Annotated in this window: 15 protein-coding genes and 2 pseudogenes; 3 read left to right on the top strand and 14 right to left on the bottom strand. The window is 66.4% G+C overall.

All coding sequences use genetic code 11. The features are described 5' to 3' along the window. Positions 1-251 precede the first annotated feature (251 nt). From MKK75_RS36200 to MKK75_RS27245, 4 genes are all read right to left on the bottom strand, one after another. The gene (locus MKK75_RS36200; protein ID WP_244045613.1) at positions 252-1,523 is read right to left on the bottom strand and encodes an adenylate/guanylate cyclase domain-containing protein; all 1,272 of its coding nucleotides are present in this window, start codon (positions 1,521-1,523) and stop codon (positions 252-254) included. Positions 1,524-1,656: 133 nt separating this feature from the next. Then, a complete protein-coding gene (locus MKK75_RS27255; protein WP_244045612.1) occupies positions 1,657-2,673 on the bottom strand; it encodes a thiamine pyrophosphate-binding protein in 1,017 nt (338 codons plus the stop codon). After that, entirely contained in the window at positions 2,574-3,467 is an 894-nt protein-coding gene (locus tag MKK75_RS27250) for a thiamine pyrophosphate-binding protein (RefSeq protein WP_244045611.1), read from the bottom strand. The genes MKK75_RS27255 and MKK75_RS27250 overlap by 100 nt, the downstream gene beginning before the upstream one ends. A 177-nt stretch (positions 3,468-3,644) precedes the next feature. Next, positions 3,645-4,253 carry an NAD(P)-dependent oxidoreductase gene (locus MKK75_RS27245; RefSeq protein ID WP_244045610.1) on the bottom strand — a complete coding sequence of 203 codons (609 nt, stop codon included), beginning with the start codon at positions 4,251-4,253 and terminating at the stop codon, positions 3,645-3,647. Positions 4,254-4,356: 103 nt separating this feature from the next. Here MKK75_RS27245 and MKK75_RS27240 point away from each other — a divergent pair, with 103 nt between their 5' ends. Both MKK75_RS27240 and MKK75_RS27235 read left to right on the top strand, forming a co-directional pair. Beyond that, positions 4,357-4,734 carry a winged helix-turn-helix transcriptional regulator gene (locus tag MKK75_RS27240; protein ID WP_244045609.1) on the top strand — a complete coding sequence of 126 codons (378 nt, stop codon included), beginning with the start codon at positions 4,357-4,359 and terminating at the stop codon, positions 4,732-4,734. Positions 4,735-4,776: 42 nt separating this feature from the next. Beyond that, entirely contained in the window at positions 4,777-5,679 is a 903-nt protein-coding gene (locus MKK75_RS27235; protein WP_244045608.1) for an SDR family oxidoreductase, read from the top strand. Between the two features lie 392 nt (positions 5,680-6,071). Here MKK75_RS27235 and MKK75_RS27230 read toward each other — a convergent pair whose 3' ends face one another. From MKK75_RS27230 to MKK75_RS27185, 10 genes and pseudogenes are all read right to left on the bottom strand, one after another. After that, positions 6,072-6,845 carry a haloacid dehalogenase type II gene (locus MKK75_RS27230; protein ID WP_244045607.1) on the bottom strand — a complete coding sequence of 258 codons (774 nt, stop codon included), beginning with the start codon at positions 6,843-6,845 and terminating at the stop codon, positions 6,072-6,074. 90 nt (positions 6,846-6,935) lie between these two features. Then, positions 6,936-8,255, bottom strand: a complete 1,320-nt coding sequence (locus tag MKK75_RS27225; RefSeq protein WP_244045606.1) for an MFS transporter — start codon at positions 8,253-8,255, stop codon at positions 6,936-6,938. Positions 8,256-8,358: 103 nt separating this feature from the next. Beyond that, a complete protein-coding gene (locus MKK75_RS27220) occupies positions 8,359-9,231 on the bottom strand; it encodes a 3-keto-5-aminohexanoate cleavage protein (protein ID WP_244045605.1) in 873 nt (290 codons plus the stop codon). Between the two features lie 51 nt (positions 9,232-9,282). After that, entirely contained in the window at positions 9,283-10,377 is a 1,095-nt protein-coding gene (locus MKK75_RS27215; RefSeq protein WP_409567616.1) for an isocitrate/isopropylmalate dehydrogenase family protein, read from the bottom strand. A gap of 79 nt (positions 10,378-10,456) precedes the next feature. Further along, positions 10,457-11,185, bottom strand: a complete 729-nt coding sequence (locus tag MKK75_RS27210; RefSeq protein WP_244045603.1) for a GntR family transcriptional regulator — start codon at positions 11,183-11,185, stop codon at positions 10,457-10,459. 442 nt (positions 11,186-11,627) lie between these two features. Then, a pseudogene (locus MKK75_RS27205) lies at positions 11,628-12,536 on the bottom strand (ABC transporter permease). Then, positions 12,529-13,280: pseudogene (locus MKK75_RS27200) on the bottom strand (ABC transporter ATP-binding protein). Before MKK75_RS27200 ends, MKK75_RS27205 begins: the two co-directional pseudogenes overlap by 8 nt. A 193-nt stretch (positions 13,281-13,473) precedes the next feature. Further along, positions 13,474-14,487, bottom strand: a complete 1,014-nt coding sequence (locus tag MKK75_RS27195) for an ABC transporter substrate-binding protein (RefSeq protein WP_244045602.1) — start codon at positions 14,485-14,487, stop codon at positions 13,474-13,476. Between the two features lie 46 nt (positions 14,488-14,533). Beyond that, positions 14,534-15,217, bottom strand: a complete 684-nt coding sequence (locus MKK75_RS27190; RefSeq protein ID WP_244045601.1) for an RraA family protein — start codon at positions 15,215-15,217, stop codon at positions 14,534-14,536. Beyond that, positions 15,217-16,350 carry a mandelate racemase/muconate lactonizing enzyme family protein gene (locus MKK75_RS27185; RefSeq protein ID WP_244045600.1) on the bottom strand — a complete coding sequence of 378 codons (1,134 nt, stop codon included), beginning with the start codon at positions 16,348-16,350 and terminating at the stop codon, positions 15,217-15,219. Before MKK75_RS27185 ends, MKK75_RS27190 begins: the two co-directional genes overlap by 1 nt. Before the next feature lie 161 nt (positions 16,351-16,511). Here MKK75_RS27185 and MKK75_RS27180 point away from each other — a divergent pair, with 161 nt between their 5' ends. Beyond that, positions 16,512-17,471, top strand: coding sequence for a LysR family transcriptional regulator (locus tag MKK75_RS27180; protein ID WP_244045599.1), 960 nt, complete (start codon positions 16,512-16,514; stop codon positions 17,469-17,471). Positions 17,472-17,535: the final 64 nt, after the last annotated feature.

Below are 17,535 nucleotides of genomic sequence, written 5' to 3'. Positions count from 1 at the left end.
GCAGATCAGGCCCCAAGTCTATCTCAGACCGGACTTTTGACACAGCCTCGACCCAACCCGGTCGCAGGGAGCGCCGTTTGGGTTTCTCCAAAGCGGTCGTTCGTCGGACCTACGGCAACTTCGGCTCGGGGTGGAAAGCGGCCCCTGGCGCTTGAGCCCTCGAATGTCGGCAGGTGCCTCGAAGCAGACCAACAGAAGATCTCGTCCGTATAAGGCCGACCGAGGGAAACAGTAGCTGTTGCGCCGTCGAGTCATCGCGCCTGGTATCCTGAACTGCGCAATGCCAAGATGCCGATTGGGGACACGCGTCCCTTCAATGTAGCCTCGGGCAACGGCTGCCAGAGACCAGGACTGCTTCCCGCAGTCCGACCGGCGGTGAACAACGCCTCCGAGACGATCGCCTCAGTCGGGATCGATCGCGTCAGCGCTTCCAAGCGCTGCGCGACGTCGACCACGTCGCCGATCACGGTGAACTCCAGGCGGTGCTCGCTGCCGAGGGCACCGACGAATGCGTCGCCCAGATGCGCGCCGATCCCGATGCGCACGCTGTCCTGACCGTCACGAGCGCGCTCCGCATTCCACGCTCGCATCTCCGCCACGATGTCATCGATCGCATCTAGACAGCGGACCGCATCATCGGGCTCGGCCTCCACGATCCCGAACACCACGAGGATCGCGTCGCCGATGAACTTGTCGATCACCCCACCGTGGCGCGTCATCACCCGCTCTGCTCGGGCGCGGAACGCATTCAACAGGGCGACGACCTCGGTCGGATCGGCACCTTCCGATAGCTGTGTGAAACCACGGATATCCATGAACAGGGCGACGATGCGGTGTCGGTCACCTCGCCGTAACGCCTGGAGTTCTGACGAGGCGAGGAGCACGTCGAGTTCCGCCGGCACGAAGCGCTGCAGGGCTGTTCGCTCACGAGCTGTGCGGATCGCGGTCATCAACGTCGCGCGCGATCGGTACGCACCTGCGGCGAGGACCGCCCCGGTTAGGATCACGATGGACAGGCGAAACAGGTTCGACTCGTCCGAGAACAGCCGTTCGAAACTCTCGCTCTGGGGCGCGAGCGTGCCGACCGCCCGCAGCGGCCACCACAGCACCAGGGCAACGCTGACCGCCATCGAAGCTGTCTGAACCAGGATCGTGCTGGCGCGGGGCCGCACCGCCGCTAGCGCGATCAGGAGAAAGGCAAGCAAGGGAGAGACGAGCGCGGCGCGGTAACCCTGGGGCAGCCGCTCGAACCACGGGTTGAACCAGCCGACGCCGAACAGGAACCCCGCGTCGAAAGCCGACAGCAACCACGGCACGGCCGCGCTAAACCATCGGATCTGGGTCAGGTAGACGGCGCCACAGGCGATCGACAGTTCGCCTAGCACGACGACGACGAGCTGGCTGTTCCAGGTCGGCTGGGTCAGTTGGATGGCAGCGAACAGCACCAGCCCGATCGCGGTGGCCGAGGCGAGGCGGATCCATGCGGCGTATCGGTCCGCCGCATAGTCCGCCTCCGCGAGCACCGCTGCATCGGCCTCCGTCCAGGCAGCCGCGGACGGAGCATCAACTCTCGTCGTATCGATCTCGCCCCTATGGGCCACGCCACGCGTCGGTGAAGGTGCCACGGCAGCTCTCTCGCGACACCTTCGTTCAGTCCTAGGCCACGACCTTATCGGGCCGCTGGCTCTCTTCCTCGGCGTCGACTTGCACATCGATAACAGCTGGTCCGGACGCCGCGAGCCACGCCTGCACGGCCGGGCGCAGTTCGGCCACGCTCGCCGCCCGGAAACCGCGCGCGCCCATCCCCTCGGCACAGGCGGCGAAATCGATGTGGCCGAGCGCGCAGCCGTACTCCGGCACGCCCAGCTCACGCTGCTCGGCCTTCACCTGGCCGTAGGCGTCGTTGTTGAGCACCATCACCTTCACGTCGAGGCGGTTCATCACCGCCGTCGACAGCTCGGCCATCAGCATGGACAAGCCGCCGTCACCCGCCAGGGCGATCGAGGTCCGACCCGGGTGGGCGAAAGCGCCGGCGATGGCGAGTGGCAGCGCTGAAGCCATCGTCACCAGCGTGCCCGAGCCCGTCCAACCCTGACCCTGCCGGATCTGGATGTGGCGGGCGGCGAAGTGGGTGTTGGCGCCGCAATCCATACTGAACAGCGCGTTCGCCGGCGCGAGATCGCTCAGAACGCGGACCGCCGTCTGGGGCCGCAACCGTGGGCCCTTCTGCGTCGCCTCGACCTGGTCGAGCAGATTGCGCCAGTCACGCTTGCGCCGCTGTGCCTCCGTCAGAAAGCTGCGATCACCCTTGGCCTGGAGCATGGGCAGTAGAGCATCGAGGGTCGCGCCCATGTCGCCGGTCAGCCCGACCTCGACTGGGTACTTCAGCCCGATGTGGTCCGCCTTGATGTCGATCTGCACCCCGCGAGCCTGCCCGGGCTTCGGATACGAGTCGACCCACGGCATCGTGGTGCCGAGGATCAGGACCGTGTCGCAGGTCTGCATGGCCCACTGTGAGGGAGCCGTGCCGAGGTGGCCGACGCCGCCGGTCGTGAGCGGATCGTCGTCGGGCATCAGAGCCTTCGCAAGGTAGGCTTTGGCGATCGGTGCGCCGAGCGTGTCGGAGAGCTTCCGCAGCTGCGGCACGGCGCGGGCACAGCCTTGACCAGCCATGATCGCGACGCGCCGTCCGGCGTTGATCGCTCGGCGGCAGCCCTGAGCTGATCGGCTGGCGGCGTGCCCATCGGGGGCGCCCAGGAGGACGCGGTACGTCCGCCGGCGCTCGCCGACGAGGCCTTGTCGGCCGCGATCGTCTGTTGCTGCACGTCCTTGGCGATCGTGAGGTGGACGACGCCCCGGTTCGCCAACGCGGTTCGACAGGCCCGATTGACGAGCATCAGCGCGTTGTCCGGGCCCGTGATACGCTCGTCGAGCAGGGCGACGTCCTGCATCAGTTTGACGGTGTCGACGCTCTGCATGAACCGCATCCCCTCCATATCGTGGAAGGTCGTGCCGGTGATCGCTACCACCGGGGCGTTGTCATAGGCGGCGTCGTAGAGGCCGTTCACCAGATGCGCTGCACCTGGTCCCGTCGTGGCGAGACAGACGCCGAGGCGGCCGCCGTGCTTGGCCATGCCACCGGCCATGAAGGCGGCGGCCTCCTCGTGGCGCACGCTGACGAAGGCGATCTTGTCCTGCCGCTTGCGCAGCGCCTCGACGATCGGATTGATGCCATCGCCGACGATGCCGAACACGTGGGTGGCGCCCCAGGTGATCAGCGTGTCCACGAGGATGTCGGACGTGTTCTTGTCGGAGGAAGGCGACATCGCAGGCTGGGGCGCAGTTCGCATCGTCTCCGCGCTCTGGGCTGTGGCAGCGGTGACTGGCGCGCCCACCGCCGCTGCGGCGGCACCGGCGAACTTCACGAAGCCGCGGCGGTCGACCGTCAGGGACGGCTTCTTGTCCATTCCATCTGCCATAGCATGCTCCTGCGTGACGCCGGTGTGCTGGCGGTTGGGGTGTTGCTCGTTGATGTCGTAAGAGCAATCTCGGGTGCACCCGCGTTGGGGCGGTGTGATCGAGCACATGCGCATGCGCTCGATGTTGATGCCGGCGGCCAGGATCGGACCGCCGAGCGATGGCGCTCAATAGCCGACCGTAAACCGAGCGCGTGAGTGTTCCGGCTTCTCCAACTCGTCGACGAGGGCGATGGCGTAATCCTCGAACGAGATGCTGCTGCCCTGTTCATTGGCGAGGAGTTGATCCGTGCCGAGGCGGAACCGGCCGGTCCGCTCACCGGGGACGAACATCGCGGACGGCGATAGGAACGTCCAATCCAACTGGGTCTCGCCGCGTAGCAGGTCGAGAAACACGCCTCCGGCCGCGGCCTCCGCCTTGTACTCGGCCGGGAAGTCTGGGGTGTCGATCACCTTCACGCCCGGGGCGACCTCCAGGCTGCCGGCACCACCGACCACGAGATAGCGCTGCGCGCCCGAGGCCCGCACCGCCTCGATCAGCTTGCGCGGGTCGCTCGCGGTGAAGTGCACGGAGCTGATCACCGCATCATGCCCCTTGAGTAAAGCCGCGAGACCCTCCTGGTCGAAGACGTCACCCGCTTTTGCCGTCACGCCTGGCAGCGCTGCAACCCTATCCGCGCTGCGCGTGATAGCGGTGACGGCGTGCCCGCGCCGAGCGAGTTCGGCGAGGATGCGCGAACCGGCGTTGCCGGTGGCTCCGATGAGAGCGACTTTCATGGTGGTACCCTACCGTGGTTTCGAATAGGTACCTGGTGCAACAAGTGCGAGCAGGCGTAAAGAAGGCACCTGCTGCGCACTAAGTCACCCGAGGGAAACCGACATGCCCGCCTGGAACGCATACGCCTCGGCCTGCCCAACCCGGATGGTGCTGGATCGCGTAGCCGATAAGTGGGCGGTGCTGGTGCTGGGATTGCTGACCGACGGCCCTGTGCGGTTCAACCAACTGCGCCGGGCGATCGAGGGCCTGTCGCAGAAGATGCTCTCGCAGACCTTGAAGAGCCTGGAGCGGGACGGGCTGGTCAGTCGCAGGGCGATCGCGACCGTGCCGGTCACGGTCGAGTACAGCATCACGCCATTGGGGCGGACGCTCGCGGCCACCGTCGACGCCCTGCGCGTGTGGGCGGAGACCCACATACAGGAGGTGCTCACCTCGCAGGAGCGTTACGACGCGGGCAGGCGGGACGCCGTGTCAGTCTGAGAACTTGCGACCGGACACCGACCGATCCACGGGAGAGAACTTATGGATGTGACGCTAGACGGACGCGTCGCCCTCATCACGGGGGGAAGCAAGGGGCTCGGCTTGGCCATCGCTACGCGCATGGCCAGCAGTGGCGCGGATGTCGCCTTGCTTGCACGCCGGCCTGAGGGACTTGCGGAGGCACAGCAGCTTGTGAACCCGATCGCGCGCGGTCGGGTTCACGTGGTGGCCTGCGACGTCTCGCAGGCAGCTGAGGTGGAGCGCGCCTACCACGACGTCCTGGAGACGCTGGGACGCGTCGACATCCTCGTAAACAACGCAGGCATCTCCCAGACTGGCGCCTTCGCATCGATCACCGATGCCGTCTGGCAGGCCGACCTCGACCTCAAGCTGTTTGCGGCGATCCGGCTCGCGCGACTGGTGTGGCCCGGGATGGTCGAGCGCCGTTGGGGACGGATCATCAACGTGCTCAACACCGCAGCCAAAGCGCCCAAGGCAGGATCGGCCCCAACGTCAGTCTCACGGGCGGCGGGACTGGCGCTGACCAAGGTACTCGCGGGCGAAGGCGCACCGCACGGCATCCTTGTGAACGCCCTGCACGTCGGACTGATCGACAGCGACCAATGGGTCCGCCGCCATGCCGGCAAGAACGACGATCAGCCCTATGCAGCGTTCCTGGCCGACATGGCGCGCAACATCCCCCTCGGTCGTGTCGGGACCGCGGAGGAGTTCGCCAACGTGGCCTGCTTCCTCGCTTCCGACCTCGCGGGCTACGTGACCGGAACCTCGATCAACGTAGACGGCAACCTCAGTCCAGTCACTACAGCGAACCTGATGCCTATGTCTGGACTGCGTATGCCTGATCGAGCCACCGACGTGAGACGCTTCCTACGTCTCGTGCAAGTCAGCAGCGCGGTTACGAGACTGCGAATGGGGAGGGTTTAGACCCACTCAAGCCTCCAATGGTGGTACTGAGATCCGTTGAACACCTGCTGTTGTTTGGATGCGGACCTCCGATGGCATCTGCATGGCGTCCGAGAAGGGTCGTCACCGGGCGCGGGAGCGGTGTCCGCTTCCATGCATTGCCGCCCCGAAGCAGACCGTCTGAAAGCCACCCAACTCAGCCATCTCAGGGCATTGGTTAACGCGGCTGGTGCCGGCCGAAATCTGCTTGGCTGCTTCCGGGTGGCTACGCGTGAGAGCGGACGTACCGCCCTCGTGTTTCGGGTTCATGCCGACTGATGGGATTGTGTCGTGCAGGTTCGCGCTCCGTGCCCGGCGGGCATCGGCTCGGGCCGTGCGAGGGCATGAACGGACCAGGCGCATCGCTGGGATTCTCAAGCCCCCAGCCGCTCGGCCAGATCTACGAGATCGCGCACGACCAAGTCCCAATCCCCTTCCGCCTCGAGATCCGCGACCTGTCCGGGGCCGTATTCTTGAGGTCGCGGGACGAACGCGGTTCGCAGACCCAGTTTCTTGGCGGCACTCAGATCGTAGTTGTGCGCGGCCGCCAGCATGACCTCTCCTGATTCTAGTCCGAGTAAACGGCTGACACCGAGGTAGGTATCAGGGTGCGGCTTGTAGCATTGAAAGAGCTCGGCCGAGAAAATCATGTCCCAGGTCAGGCCAGCATGCTTGGCCATATTTACCAGCAGGGCGACGTTGCCGTTGGACAACGGCCCGATCACGAAGGCCCTTCTCAGGCGCGTGAGCCCTTCGACGGCGTCCGGCCAAGCGGTGAGACGATGCCAGCCGCGATTCAGCCAATCCCGGTCGGCCTCCGTGAGACCCTCGATATCGAAGGCCTCTATCAGCCCGTCGAGCGCCGCTCGGTGGAGATCGTCCAGGTTCGTCCAGGGGACTGCTCCGGTCCTGACCTTGTCCTTGGAAGCTTCGTAGCCCCCGCGCCAAGCATCGACCAGGCCCGTCCAGTCCGCCGGGAGCGCGCGACGCCGTCCGAACGCTTCGAATTGTTCGATGAGGCTCGATCGCCAGTCCACGACCGTCCCGAACGTGTCGAAGACGATCGCCTTCACGTCGCGCAGCTCCCCCGCGCGTTCTGCCACTTTAAGAAATCGGCCGCTATCGGGTGTTTCCGTGCTGTTTGACATGAAATGATCCTGGCCGATGCTCCAAAGTCAACGTCCACCGTTCGGCCTCGCCCTCACGGCGGGGGTGCCCATTGCGCGGCCCCCGCGGGATCAGGCGCGACGGGCCGAGAGCGAGGCCGCCTCGACCGGGCGATCGCGCGTCATGCGCCTGAAGGACCACGCGACCGCCGCACTCATGAGTAGGGCGAGGGCGAGCCCGCACAGGCCGAAGGCGAAGCTGTCGTACAGCTCGCGAAACACACCCATGACGTAGGGGCCGGCGAAGCCGCCGAGATGGCCCATCGAGCTGACAAAGCCGATCACGGCCGCGCCCGCGGGGCCGCTGTAGTAGGCCGTCGGGATCGTCCAGAACGCGGTCAGCGCGATGTATAGGCCGATGGCGGCGACTGACAGGGCGAGCATGGTCAGCGTTGCCGTGTCAACGAGCGTGCTGGCGCCGAACCCGACGGCGGCCGTCAACGCGGCCGCCGCCGCCGACACTGCCTTGGCGCCCTCGCCAGTGCTGCGCAGCCCCCAGATAACCAGAGCGGCGCTCGCGACCAGGTACGGGATCGCGGCCACGAACCCGATCTGCATCACGCTGAAGCCGAACTGACGCACAAACAGGGGGATCCAGAGACTGAGGCCATAGATGCCCATGATGATGCCGAAGTAACCGAGCGCCAGCGTCAGCGCCGGGAGGCTGAAGATGGCGGCGCCGATGCGTTTGCCACGCCCGTGCGCGCGGCCCGCAGCGTCAGCGACCATCGCCCCGATCAGCCAGTCCCGCTCCTCCCGCGTGAGCCAGTCCGCCTCCGCCGGGACATTGGTGAGATACTTCAGGACGACCACGGCCAGGACCACGGCCGGCAGACCCTCGCCGACGAACACCCACTGCCAGCCGGCCAAGCCGAGCGTACCGTCGAGTTTCATCAGGAACGCCGCCAGGGGAAAGCCGACGACGCTGGAGAACGGATTGGCCACGAGGAACAGCATGAGTATGCGGGCGCGGTAGGCAGCGGGGAACCACAGGCTTAGGTAGTAGAGCGCCCCGGGGAAGAACGCCGACTCGGCAGCCCCGAGTAGGGCGCGCATTCCGTAGAAGCTAGCCTCGTTCCAGACGAAGGCCATGCCCACGGCGAACACGCCCCACAGCAGCGACATCAGCATCAGCAGGCGCCGGGCGCCAAGGCGGTCGATCGCCAGCGTGCCGGGGATCTGCAGCAGCAGGTACCCAACGAAGAAGAACGAGCCGCCCAGGCCGAAGACCTTCGGCGAGAAGCCGAGATCCTTGTTCATCGTCAGCCCGGCGAAGGCGAGGTTGGTGCGATCGATGTAGGAGACAAAGTAGAGCAGCGTGACCAGCGGCACGAGCCGCCACGTCACCTTGCGCATAGTGCGGGTTTCGACCGCCTCTCGAGCGTCCTGCATCTCTCCCTCCCGACATTTCTTGGAACGGACCGCCGTTTCGGTCGGCCAATGGGCTGAACGAGGATGATCGCCCACGAAGTTGACCCGATCGGCCGGGGGACGATCAGGTCGCCGGGCGCATGTTCAGCATCCGCCGCGTCTCGGCCGGCGTCGCGACCGCGCGACCCATATCTCGCGCCATGGCGGCGCACTTGGCCACGAGATCGGCGTTGGTCGGAAGACCCAGCTCCGGGTACTGGTAGTCGCCTAGACCGGGGGCCACGTGCTGGCCGCGCGCGATCGCCAGAGCCGCCATGGGGAAGATGTTGGCGTTGTAGCTGCAGACGCACCACTGCAGCCGATCGCCTGAGGGTTCCGCATGGAAGTAGGCCTCCAGCCCCGCCGGCGTCGCGTCGTGGCCGGCGATGAAGCCGTCCCCGCACAGCGGGATGATCGCGAGCGCCGGCGCGTCGAGCAGGCCGAGGTCGAGGAACACGCCCGCCGTCCGCATGAAGGAGACGGTCCAAAGCCCGAGGCTGGGTTTTACGCCCAACTCACGCATGGTCTTGGCGAAGAACATGCAGTTGTCGATGCTGTTAGCATAGACCTTATCGACGCTCTCGAAGCGCCGCTCCCGGATACGAAAGCGATCCAGGTTCGTGCTACCAGGGTCGATGGTCGCAATGTCGGGCAGCGCGACCTGCACGTGCTTAATCCGGTGGGCGGCATCGCCGGCGTTCTCGACGTTCCCGAGCGTCGTGTGGATCAGGATATCGCTTTTCTCGCGGATCTTGCGGGTGATCTCCGCGTAGAGTTCGGGGCTGTTGCTCTTCTCACCGTTCGGCCCGCGGGCGTGCACGTGGACGATGGAGGCACCGGCGGCCCGGCACCGAGCAGCGTCCTCGGCGATCTCGTCAGGGGTGTAGGGGATATTCTGATTGGGACCGCGCAGCTCGAACTCGTTCAGCCGGCAGTTGATGATCAGTTTCTTGTCCACGATGTCCTCCCCGGGATGCGGTGGCGCGGCCCCGCTCACTTTCCCATCGCCTCACGCCGCCAGGGCGTCCGCGCTCAAGGCCGCGCGGATAGCGTCCGCTACCTCGCGGGTACCGGCCGCTCCACCGATGTCGCGGGTCTTCGGACCTCCGGCGAGAACAGCACCTGTCGCCGCGCGGATCGCGGACGCCGCCCGCGAACAGCGCTCGTCGCCGCGCTTCTCGGACAGCCAATCGAGCATCATCGCCGCCGAGAGGATGGTGGCGACCGGGTTGGCCACCCCCGCCCCAGCGATGTCGGGGGCCGAGCCGTGGCTCGGCTGGAACACGCCGTGCGTTTCGCTCACGTCGGCCGAGGGCGCGACGCCGAGGCCGCCGACCACACCGGCCGCGATCTCTGAGGTGATGTCGCCGAAGACGTTCTCGGTGACCACCACATCATACCGTTCGGGATTGGTGACAAACATCATCGAGCCGGCATCTATGTAGATGCGGTCCGTGGCGATGTCATGATGTTGGGCGGCGACCTCGTCGAAGATCTTGCGCATGAAAGCGTTGCTACGCAGCACATTGGCCTTGTCGAGCAGCGTCACGTGACCGGGCGTGCCGTGCAGGCGGCGGCGCTGCTCGGCCTGTCGGAAAGCGAGCTCGAACAGCTGCTCGCAGCCCTTTCGGGAGACGGTCAAGCGATCGCTGCAGCTGTCGTTGCTCTCCGCGATCTTGTCGTGACGGCCGGCGAACAGCCCTTCGACGAGCTCCCGGATGACCAGCATATCGACGTGCTCGGCGCGCACGCGTGTCGGCACGCCGGGGAACAAGCGACAGGGACGCAAGCTCGCGAACAGGCCGTAGTGCTCGCGCATATCGATCTGCGGCGCGATCTCGGTCCCGTCGGGGTAGCGCACGTCTGGCAAACCCATGGCCCCAAGTAGGACGGCGTCGGCCTTGCCGATCGCGTCCATGGTCTCCGGCGCGATCGCCATCTGGGTCTTGCGGTAGTAGTCCGCACCAGCCTCGTGGTGCGTGTAGTTTAAGCTCACGTCATGGCGCACGGCGGCGTCACTTAACACGGAGACCGCGGCATCGATGACCTCGGGACCGATGCCGTCGCCTGGCATCAAGGCGATTTCGTAGGCGTTCCTCGTCACAGCCATCCCTCCGGAGGACCTTGGGCCTCACGATCCCTAGACCGACCGCCTGTTGCATGCAACAGAAGAGTGCAACACATTAGCGCGCGAAACGTCGCTTGCTCGCCAGGCGTTCGAGGATGGGCAGCAGCACGTCCATGCCGCGCCGACGATGTGTTTCGAGCGCCCCCTTCGCAGCCGCGGGATCACGCACCGCGACGGCCTCAAGGATGGCGCGATGGTCGCGGTTGGAGGATGTCGGCGACGGGCGCAGCCGGAGCGTCAGCAGACGCGCACGGTGGGCCTGCTCCATCACGGTGCGCGCCAAGCTTGCTAAATATGGGTTGCCGCTGCGCCCGACGAGAAGTGAGTGGAACCGGTCGTCGCTCTGTGCCCATCGCGCGAGATCGCCGCCGGCCAAAGCCTCATCCGCCTCGACCGCCGCCGCGAGAAGCTCTGCGTCGACCGGATCGTGGGTCGATGTTGGGCGCGCAGCGAGACGCTCGACGGCGATCCCTTCGAGCCCCATCAGGACCTCGTATACGTAGCGCATCTCACCCGCGGTCACAGTCGAGATGGCGATGCCGCGCTTCGGCTGCAGTTTGAGCCAGCCCTCGTTCTCGAGGCGGATGATCGCCTGATGGACGGGGGTGCGGCTCACTTCGAGCTCGGCGGCGATCTGCTGTTCCGTGATCTGCGAGCCGGGCTCCAGATCGTTGTGGATGATAGCGGCCTTGATCTTGGCGTAGACGCTGTCCGCCAGCGGGACATCATTCGTCTGGGCGGGCGCTCGCCTGCGGCTTTCCACGCTAACTGGAGCTGTGGGCATGAGAGGTCGTCCGGTGCGCGGCGCGAGCGTGGCGTTAACTCAAAATCTTATCGCCAGACAGGACACACCTCGGGAAAGCACGCAAGACATGCGTGCACATATTGCACACATGTCTTGCGCATGCGGCTGTGGGATGCTCCGCGCGACGAGCGACACATGCTGGTCTCGGTTAGCAGACGACGCTCGTACCACGGGTTTCCTCGTTCGCGGCCGAACCAACCGGCTGAACTTGGCCGAAAGCCGAACGACCGCTCTCGAGCGAGAGATGCTCTAAATCGGAGTTCTAGACTAGTCGACTATAATTATAACCCCCATCATGTCAAAGTTGTGAATGTAATCAATTTGATCCAATTATATAAGCCGTTCAAGCAGCATGCTTACACTGCTTCGACGCGCCGGACAAATGATGTATGGCCCAACTGTGGCAGGATGCGTGTCCGTCTCAGGCGTTGTGCATGCCCCAGCGGTGGATGGTGCGCGCCTCGACGGTCCGGAAGAGGAGGTTCTCGACCACCAACCCGATCAGGATCACCGTGAGCAGCCCGGCGAACACGTTCGGGATGTCGAGTATGTTCTTGTTCTCGAAGATGAACCAGCCGAGCCCCCGAGCCCGACGACACCCCGAACACCAGCTCGGCCGCGATCAGGGTGCGCCACGCGAACGCCCAGCCGACCTTCAGCCTAGTCAGGATCGACGGGAACGCCGCCGGGATCAGGATCCGGGCCACCAGCCCCGGCTCCGACAGCCCGTAGTTGCGCCCCACCATCCGCAGCGTCCGGCTCACCCCCAGGAAGCCCGAATGCGTGTTGAGCGCGATCGCCCAGGTCACCGAGTGCACCAGCACGAACAAGAGGCTGCCGTTGGCCAGCCCGAACCAGATCAGCGCCAGCGGCAGGAGCGCGATGGCCGGCAGCGGGTTGAACATCGCGGTGAGCGTCTCGAGCAGGTCCGTGCCCACCCGCGAGGCGATCGCCAGTCCGGTCAGCAGGCCCGCCAGCGCCACGCCGGCCGCGTAGCCGACGAGCAGCACCTTGAGCGAGCCCCAGGCCCGCGCCGGCAGCGTGCCGTCGGCGATGCCGCGGAAGAACGCCTCGAGCGTGGTCGTGAAGGTCGGGAACAGGAGGTCGTTGTCGAGGGCGCGCCCGTAGGCCTCCCAGGCCAGGGCCAGCGCGGCGAGGATCACGAGCTTGCGCAGCCACGCGCGGTTGTAGAGCCGCTCGGCCGCCGAGAGGGGCTTCTCGACCACTATGGCGCCGTGGGCGCCGCCCACCGCCCGCACGACCTCGGGGCCCGCGGGCCGGCCGGCGGCGGGCCCGCGGGCGGGCGGGCGAGGGCGGGCGCGTCAGACATTCTCGGCCTCCGCGATCTCTTCCGAGAACAGCATGTGGTGGATGCGGCCTTCCAGCCGCAGCGCCTCCTCGGGGGAGCCGGCGCTGTCGAGTTCGGCCTTCACCTCCCCGGGGTGGGGCGAGAGTAGCAGGATGCGCGTGCCCAACTTGATCGCCTCGGGGATCGAGTGGGTGACGAACAGCACCGTGAAGCGCGTGCCCTCCCACAGGCGCAGCAGCTCGTCCTGCATCCGGCGGCGGGTGAGCGCGTCGAGCGCGGCGAACGGCTCGTCCATCAGCAGGACGTCGGGCTCCATCGCCATGCCGCGGGCGATGGCGACCCGCTGCTTCATGCCCCCCGACAGGGTGTGGGGGTGGCTGTCGGCGAACTTCGTGAGCCCCACCATCTCAATGTAGTGCGCCGCCCGCTCGGCCGCGGCCTTGCCCCTGAGCCGCCCCGAGGCCTCCGGCGCGAACATCACGTTCTGGCGGACCGTCTTCCAGGGCAGGAGCTGGTCGAACTCCTGGAACACCATCATCCGATCGGGGCCGGGCCAGGTGACGGGGCGGCCGCGCAGCCGGATCTCGCCCTCGGTGGGGGCCATGTAGCCGCCCACCGCCTTGAGCAGGGTGGACTTGCCGCAGCCCGAGGGCCCAGCAGCACGAAGCGGTCGCCGGGCCAGACGGAGAAGCTCACCCGGTAGGTGGCGGTCACGAGGTGCCGGGGCGTCTTGTAGCGCAGCGTCGCCCCGTCGACCTCCAACAGCGGGCCGTCCGGCGGCGGGAGCCTGTCCTAGTCCATTGGCGTCTCCTCCCGGGCGGCGACGTCCGCCGCCCGCTCGCCCCGATCCCGTCGTCCTATTTGGCCAGGGACGAGGTCGGCGAGCGGGGCCGTTCAGGTCCTGGCGCAGACCGACATGTCGGACGATCGTAGGACCGAACAGCCAGCAACCGAGTGTTCAATTGCCTTTCAACGAACCTACTTCGGGGAAATACGCCTCGGACCAGTCCGCCGGCAGGCTCTTGATCCGCCCGATATCGTGCATAAACTTGGCGATCTTCATCAAGCCGTGCGGGGCCATGGTGTAGGCGACTTGAGGATCGTCGAGGATCGCGACGATCTCGTCTGTGTCCGTCTTATCGCCGGTCATCCTCTTGTAGGTTTCCGCCGCTCGTCGCTTGTCGGCATTGATATAGGCGGTAGCCTGCTCAATTGCGTTAAAAAAAGCCGCGAACGTCTTTGGGTTCCCATCGCGGAAGCGCGCAGTGCTCCAAAGCGTGATGAAGGTCGCGGGGCCGCCCAGCACGTCGTAGCTCGTGAACAGCACGCGCGCGCCAGGGATCTTGCGCTCCTCCTGCTGGAAAGGCGGCGCCGAAACGTGGGCGACGACGCCCATGGATCCGCCCTTCAGCGCGAGCACGGAGTCGGCATGCGGCAAGGACACCGTAGAGACATCGAGCTTGTCGAAGTGGGCCGCCCCGTACCGCTGCGCCGCGGCCATCTCCAACACCAGCGCTTGGACCGAGACCTTGATGGAGGTGACTGCAATTTTATCTTGAGGAGTGAGATCGTCCAAAGAATTAATGCCATCTTTCTTGACGATGAATTCAAACGGCATCTGGCTGAGAGCCGCGACCCCCTTCACGACGTTGCGCGAGCCTTTGGTCCGGGACCACAGCGTCAAGAGCCCGGGTATGCCCCCGGCGGAGAAATCGACAGACCCCGACAAAAGAGCGTCGTTGACCGAAGATGTCCCACCTAATTTCGCCCAGGTGACGACGACGGGCGGCAGGCCTGCCGCCTCGGCGGCCTTCTCGACGAGCTTCTGATCTTCCATGATCATTAAGGGCAAGTAACCCAGGCCGAACTGCTGAGCGATGCGGATCGCCGTGGTCTCCGCCGAGCCCGCCGCCGGGGTGAACGCGAGGATGCCCGCCAGCACCCAAGCGAGCCGGTGCCGCATACGCTCCATCGACCATACCTCCTGATAATCCCCGGCCCTGGCGATGCCGACGCATTCAATCCATGACGCAGCCGTTGCGTCGCATCGTCTCGTCGACCCACGCGCGATCGAGCGATCCGCGGTCGATCGCCTTCAGGAATCCCTGTTCCCGTTCGGCCAACGCCCGCGCGGCCTCAGCGACCGCGACGGCCATGGCGCTGGGCACGCACACAATGCCGTCGCGGTCACCGACGATAATGTCACCGGGGTGGACGATCACTTCGCCGAGCGTCACCGGCGCGTTGATCGTGCCCGGACCCAGCCTGCTCGGGCCGCGGGCGCTCACGCCGCGGGCGTAGATCGGGAGATCGGCGGTCTCGATGAAGTCCAGGTCGCGGATCGCGCCGTCCACGACGAAGCCGGCCACGCCCCGGGCCGCCGCGTGCCGGCTGACGATCTCCCCGACGAGCGCCCGCTCCAGCTTCCCGCCGGCCGCCACCACGATGACATCGCCGGGCCGTGCGAGGTCGACCGCCTTCTGCACCATCAGGTTGTCGCCGGCGGTCGTCTGGACCGTGAGGGCGGGCCCGCAGAGCGCACCAGACCGGTGCATGGGCCGAATCACGCCCGGTACGGCACAGACAACCCCCGCGGCATCGGAGATGTGGCCCGTAGCCAGACCGCGGAGACCTTCTACGACAGCCGCGTTCGGGGTTGGCGGTGTAGGGTGGATGCGGAACGCCTCCGGCGACGCGCGCATCACACGATCCGCGAGCCGAACTTGGCCAGCGCCCGCTCGGACAGCGTAAGCCCGAGGCCGGGCCGCTCACTGAGCGTCAGCGTCCCGTCTCGCAGCTCGGGTGGGGCCTCGAACAGCTCGGCCTGAAGGGGGTCGCGCTCGGGGTCGGTGAACGATTCCACGATGTAGCCCGCGGGGCTGCCGGCCACGACGTGGGCGTGGATGAAGCAGTCGTGGTGGGGAGCGACCTTCACGTGGTTGAGCTCGCACAGGGCGGCGAGCTTCCGGCCCTCCGTGAAGCCGCCCATCATCGTGCAGTCGAACTGCAGGATCTGGATCGCCTGCTCCTCCAGCATCGCGCGGCAGCCGTAGCTCGTCGTCTCGCTCTCGCCGCCCGAGAGCGGGATGCGGGTCTTGGCCGACAACAGTTTCATCCCGCGCCGGTCGTCCTCCCAGGTCAGCGGCTCCTCTAGCCAGAGGGGGTCCAGCGGCTCGATCAGGCGGGCGCCCTCAATGGCGGTGTCGAGGTCCCAGGCCCGGTTCACATCGACCATCAGATGCCGATCCGGGCCGACGACCTCGCGCATCAGGGCGAGTCTCTCCACGTCCTGGGCCAGCGGCAGGCCGCCGAACTTCGCCTTGAAGCCGGTATGCCCCTGAGCCTTCAACATCTCCATCTCGTCGCGCAGCTCCGCGAGGTCCTTGCCGTCGCGGTAGTAGGCGCAGGTCACGTAGGCCGGCACCTGACCGCGGTAGCCGCCGAACAGGCGGTAGAGGGGCAGGCCCGCCGCTTTGCCGAGGATGTCCCAGCACGCGATGTCGACGGCAGCCGAGATCCGGATCAGCGCCTCGCGCGACCAACCCTTCTCGTTGGCGACGCGCTTCGAGGTGAGGCCGAACAGCTTAGCGTACAGCCTCTCCGGCGCGAGCGGGTCTTCGCCAAGAATGAGGTCGCCTAGCCCCGCCTGGAAGGCTCGGACGGCGAAGTCGATGGGCGTGTAGCTGGTGGCCAGCCCGAACCCGTCGATGCCTTCGTCGGTCCACAGCCGCACCAGGATCTCGTTGGCGGTAGGCACGATGAAGTGGCTCGTCCAGTGCGGTCGCTCGGTGGGCGGCGCACGCAGGACCGACACCTCAAGGCGGGTTATCTTCATCGATCTCCTCCCGTCCTGCCCCCGGGTACAGCCGGGGGTGCCGCCCTCGGCGCTCTTGGGGCGCCTGCGTGCGGTTCGCGATCGTGGCCGGGGTCGATATGGACTGCAATCTGCAATGTCCGTAGGAAGCCTTCGAGATTCTCGAAGGCTCCGGCATCGCGATGACCCTCGACTACGCAGACCTACGGCTCTTCCTCGGCGTGGTCGAAGCCGGCAGCATCACGCTGGGCGCGCGGCGGGCCAACATGTCCCTGCCGACAGCCAGCGGCCGCATCCGCCGGATCGAGGAACGGTTTCGGGTCAAGCTGCTCGAACGCCATCGCCTGGGCGTGCGTCCGACGGATGCGGGTCGGACGCTGCACGCGCACGCGCTCCACGTCCTGGGGACCGTCCAGCGTATGAACGAGGACTTGGCCAGCTTCGCGTACGGCCAGAGGGGCTTAGTCCGCCTGCTATCCAACACGCACGCCCTCTCCGAGTTTCTGCCGGACGACGTCGGCGCCTTCCTGCGAACCCGAGCTGACGTCAGCGTGTCGATCGAGGAACGATCGAGCCAAGAAATTGCGGAGGCCGTTGCGGCAGGTACCGCCGACGTCGGCGTGATCGCGGGGCTGGTTGAGACGAGTGAGCTGAAGACCTACCCCTACCGCGTCGACCACCTCGTCGCGGCGGTTCCCACCGCCTCCGATCTACCTTCGTCGCGCCCCGTCGATTTCATAGAGCTGCTGGACAGTTTCGAGTTCGTCGGGCTCGGGCCGACCTTCGCCCTGCCGCACTTCCTCGATCAGCACGCGCGCCGCGCCGCCAAGTCGGTCCGCCAGCGCGTACAGGTCGGGAGCTTCGACGCCATCTGCCGGCTGGTCGCGACCGGCATCGGCATCGGCATCGTCCCTGGTGCGGCGGCGCGGCGTCTGAAGGCGACCCTGCGGTTCCGCGCCGTCGATCTGTCCAACGGGTGGGCGCGCAGGGAACTGCGCCTCTGCACGCGCGCGAGCGGCGAACTCACCGGGTTCGCCTCCGAGCTGATCGCGTGGCTGCGGGCTGAAGAAGGCCACAACGCGGGGACGCTGGAAGTGGTCCCACGTCGATCGAAGCGGCGCTCCGAGCGTGATCGACGGTAAGATCCACGCGCTATCGTGACGAACGCCTTTCGAGCTACAGCGTGCCGATACCCTGATGCGCCCG

This window comes from Methylobacterium sp. J-030 (assembly GCF_022829545.1).
GTDB lineage: Bacteria > Pseudomonadota > Alphaproteobacteria > Rhizobiales > Beijerinckiaceae > Methylobacterium.
This window is presented reverse-complemented; position numbering and strand designations above follow the sequence as displayed.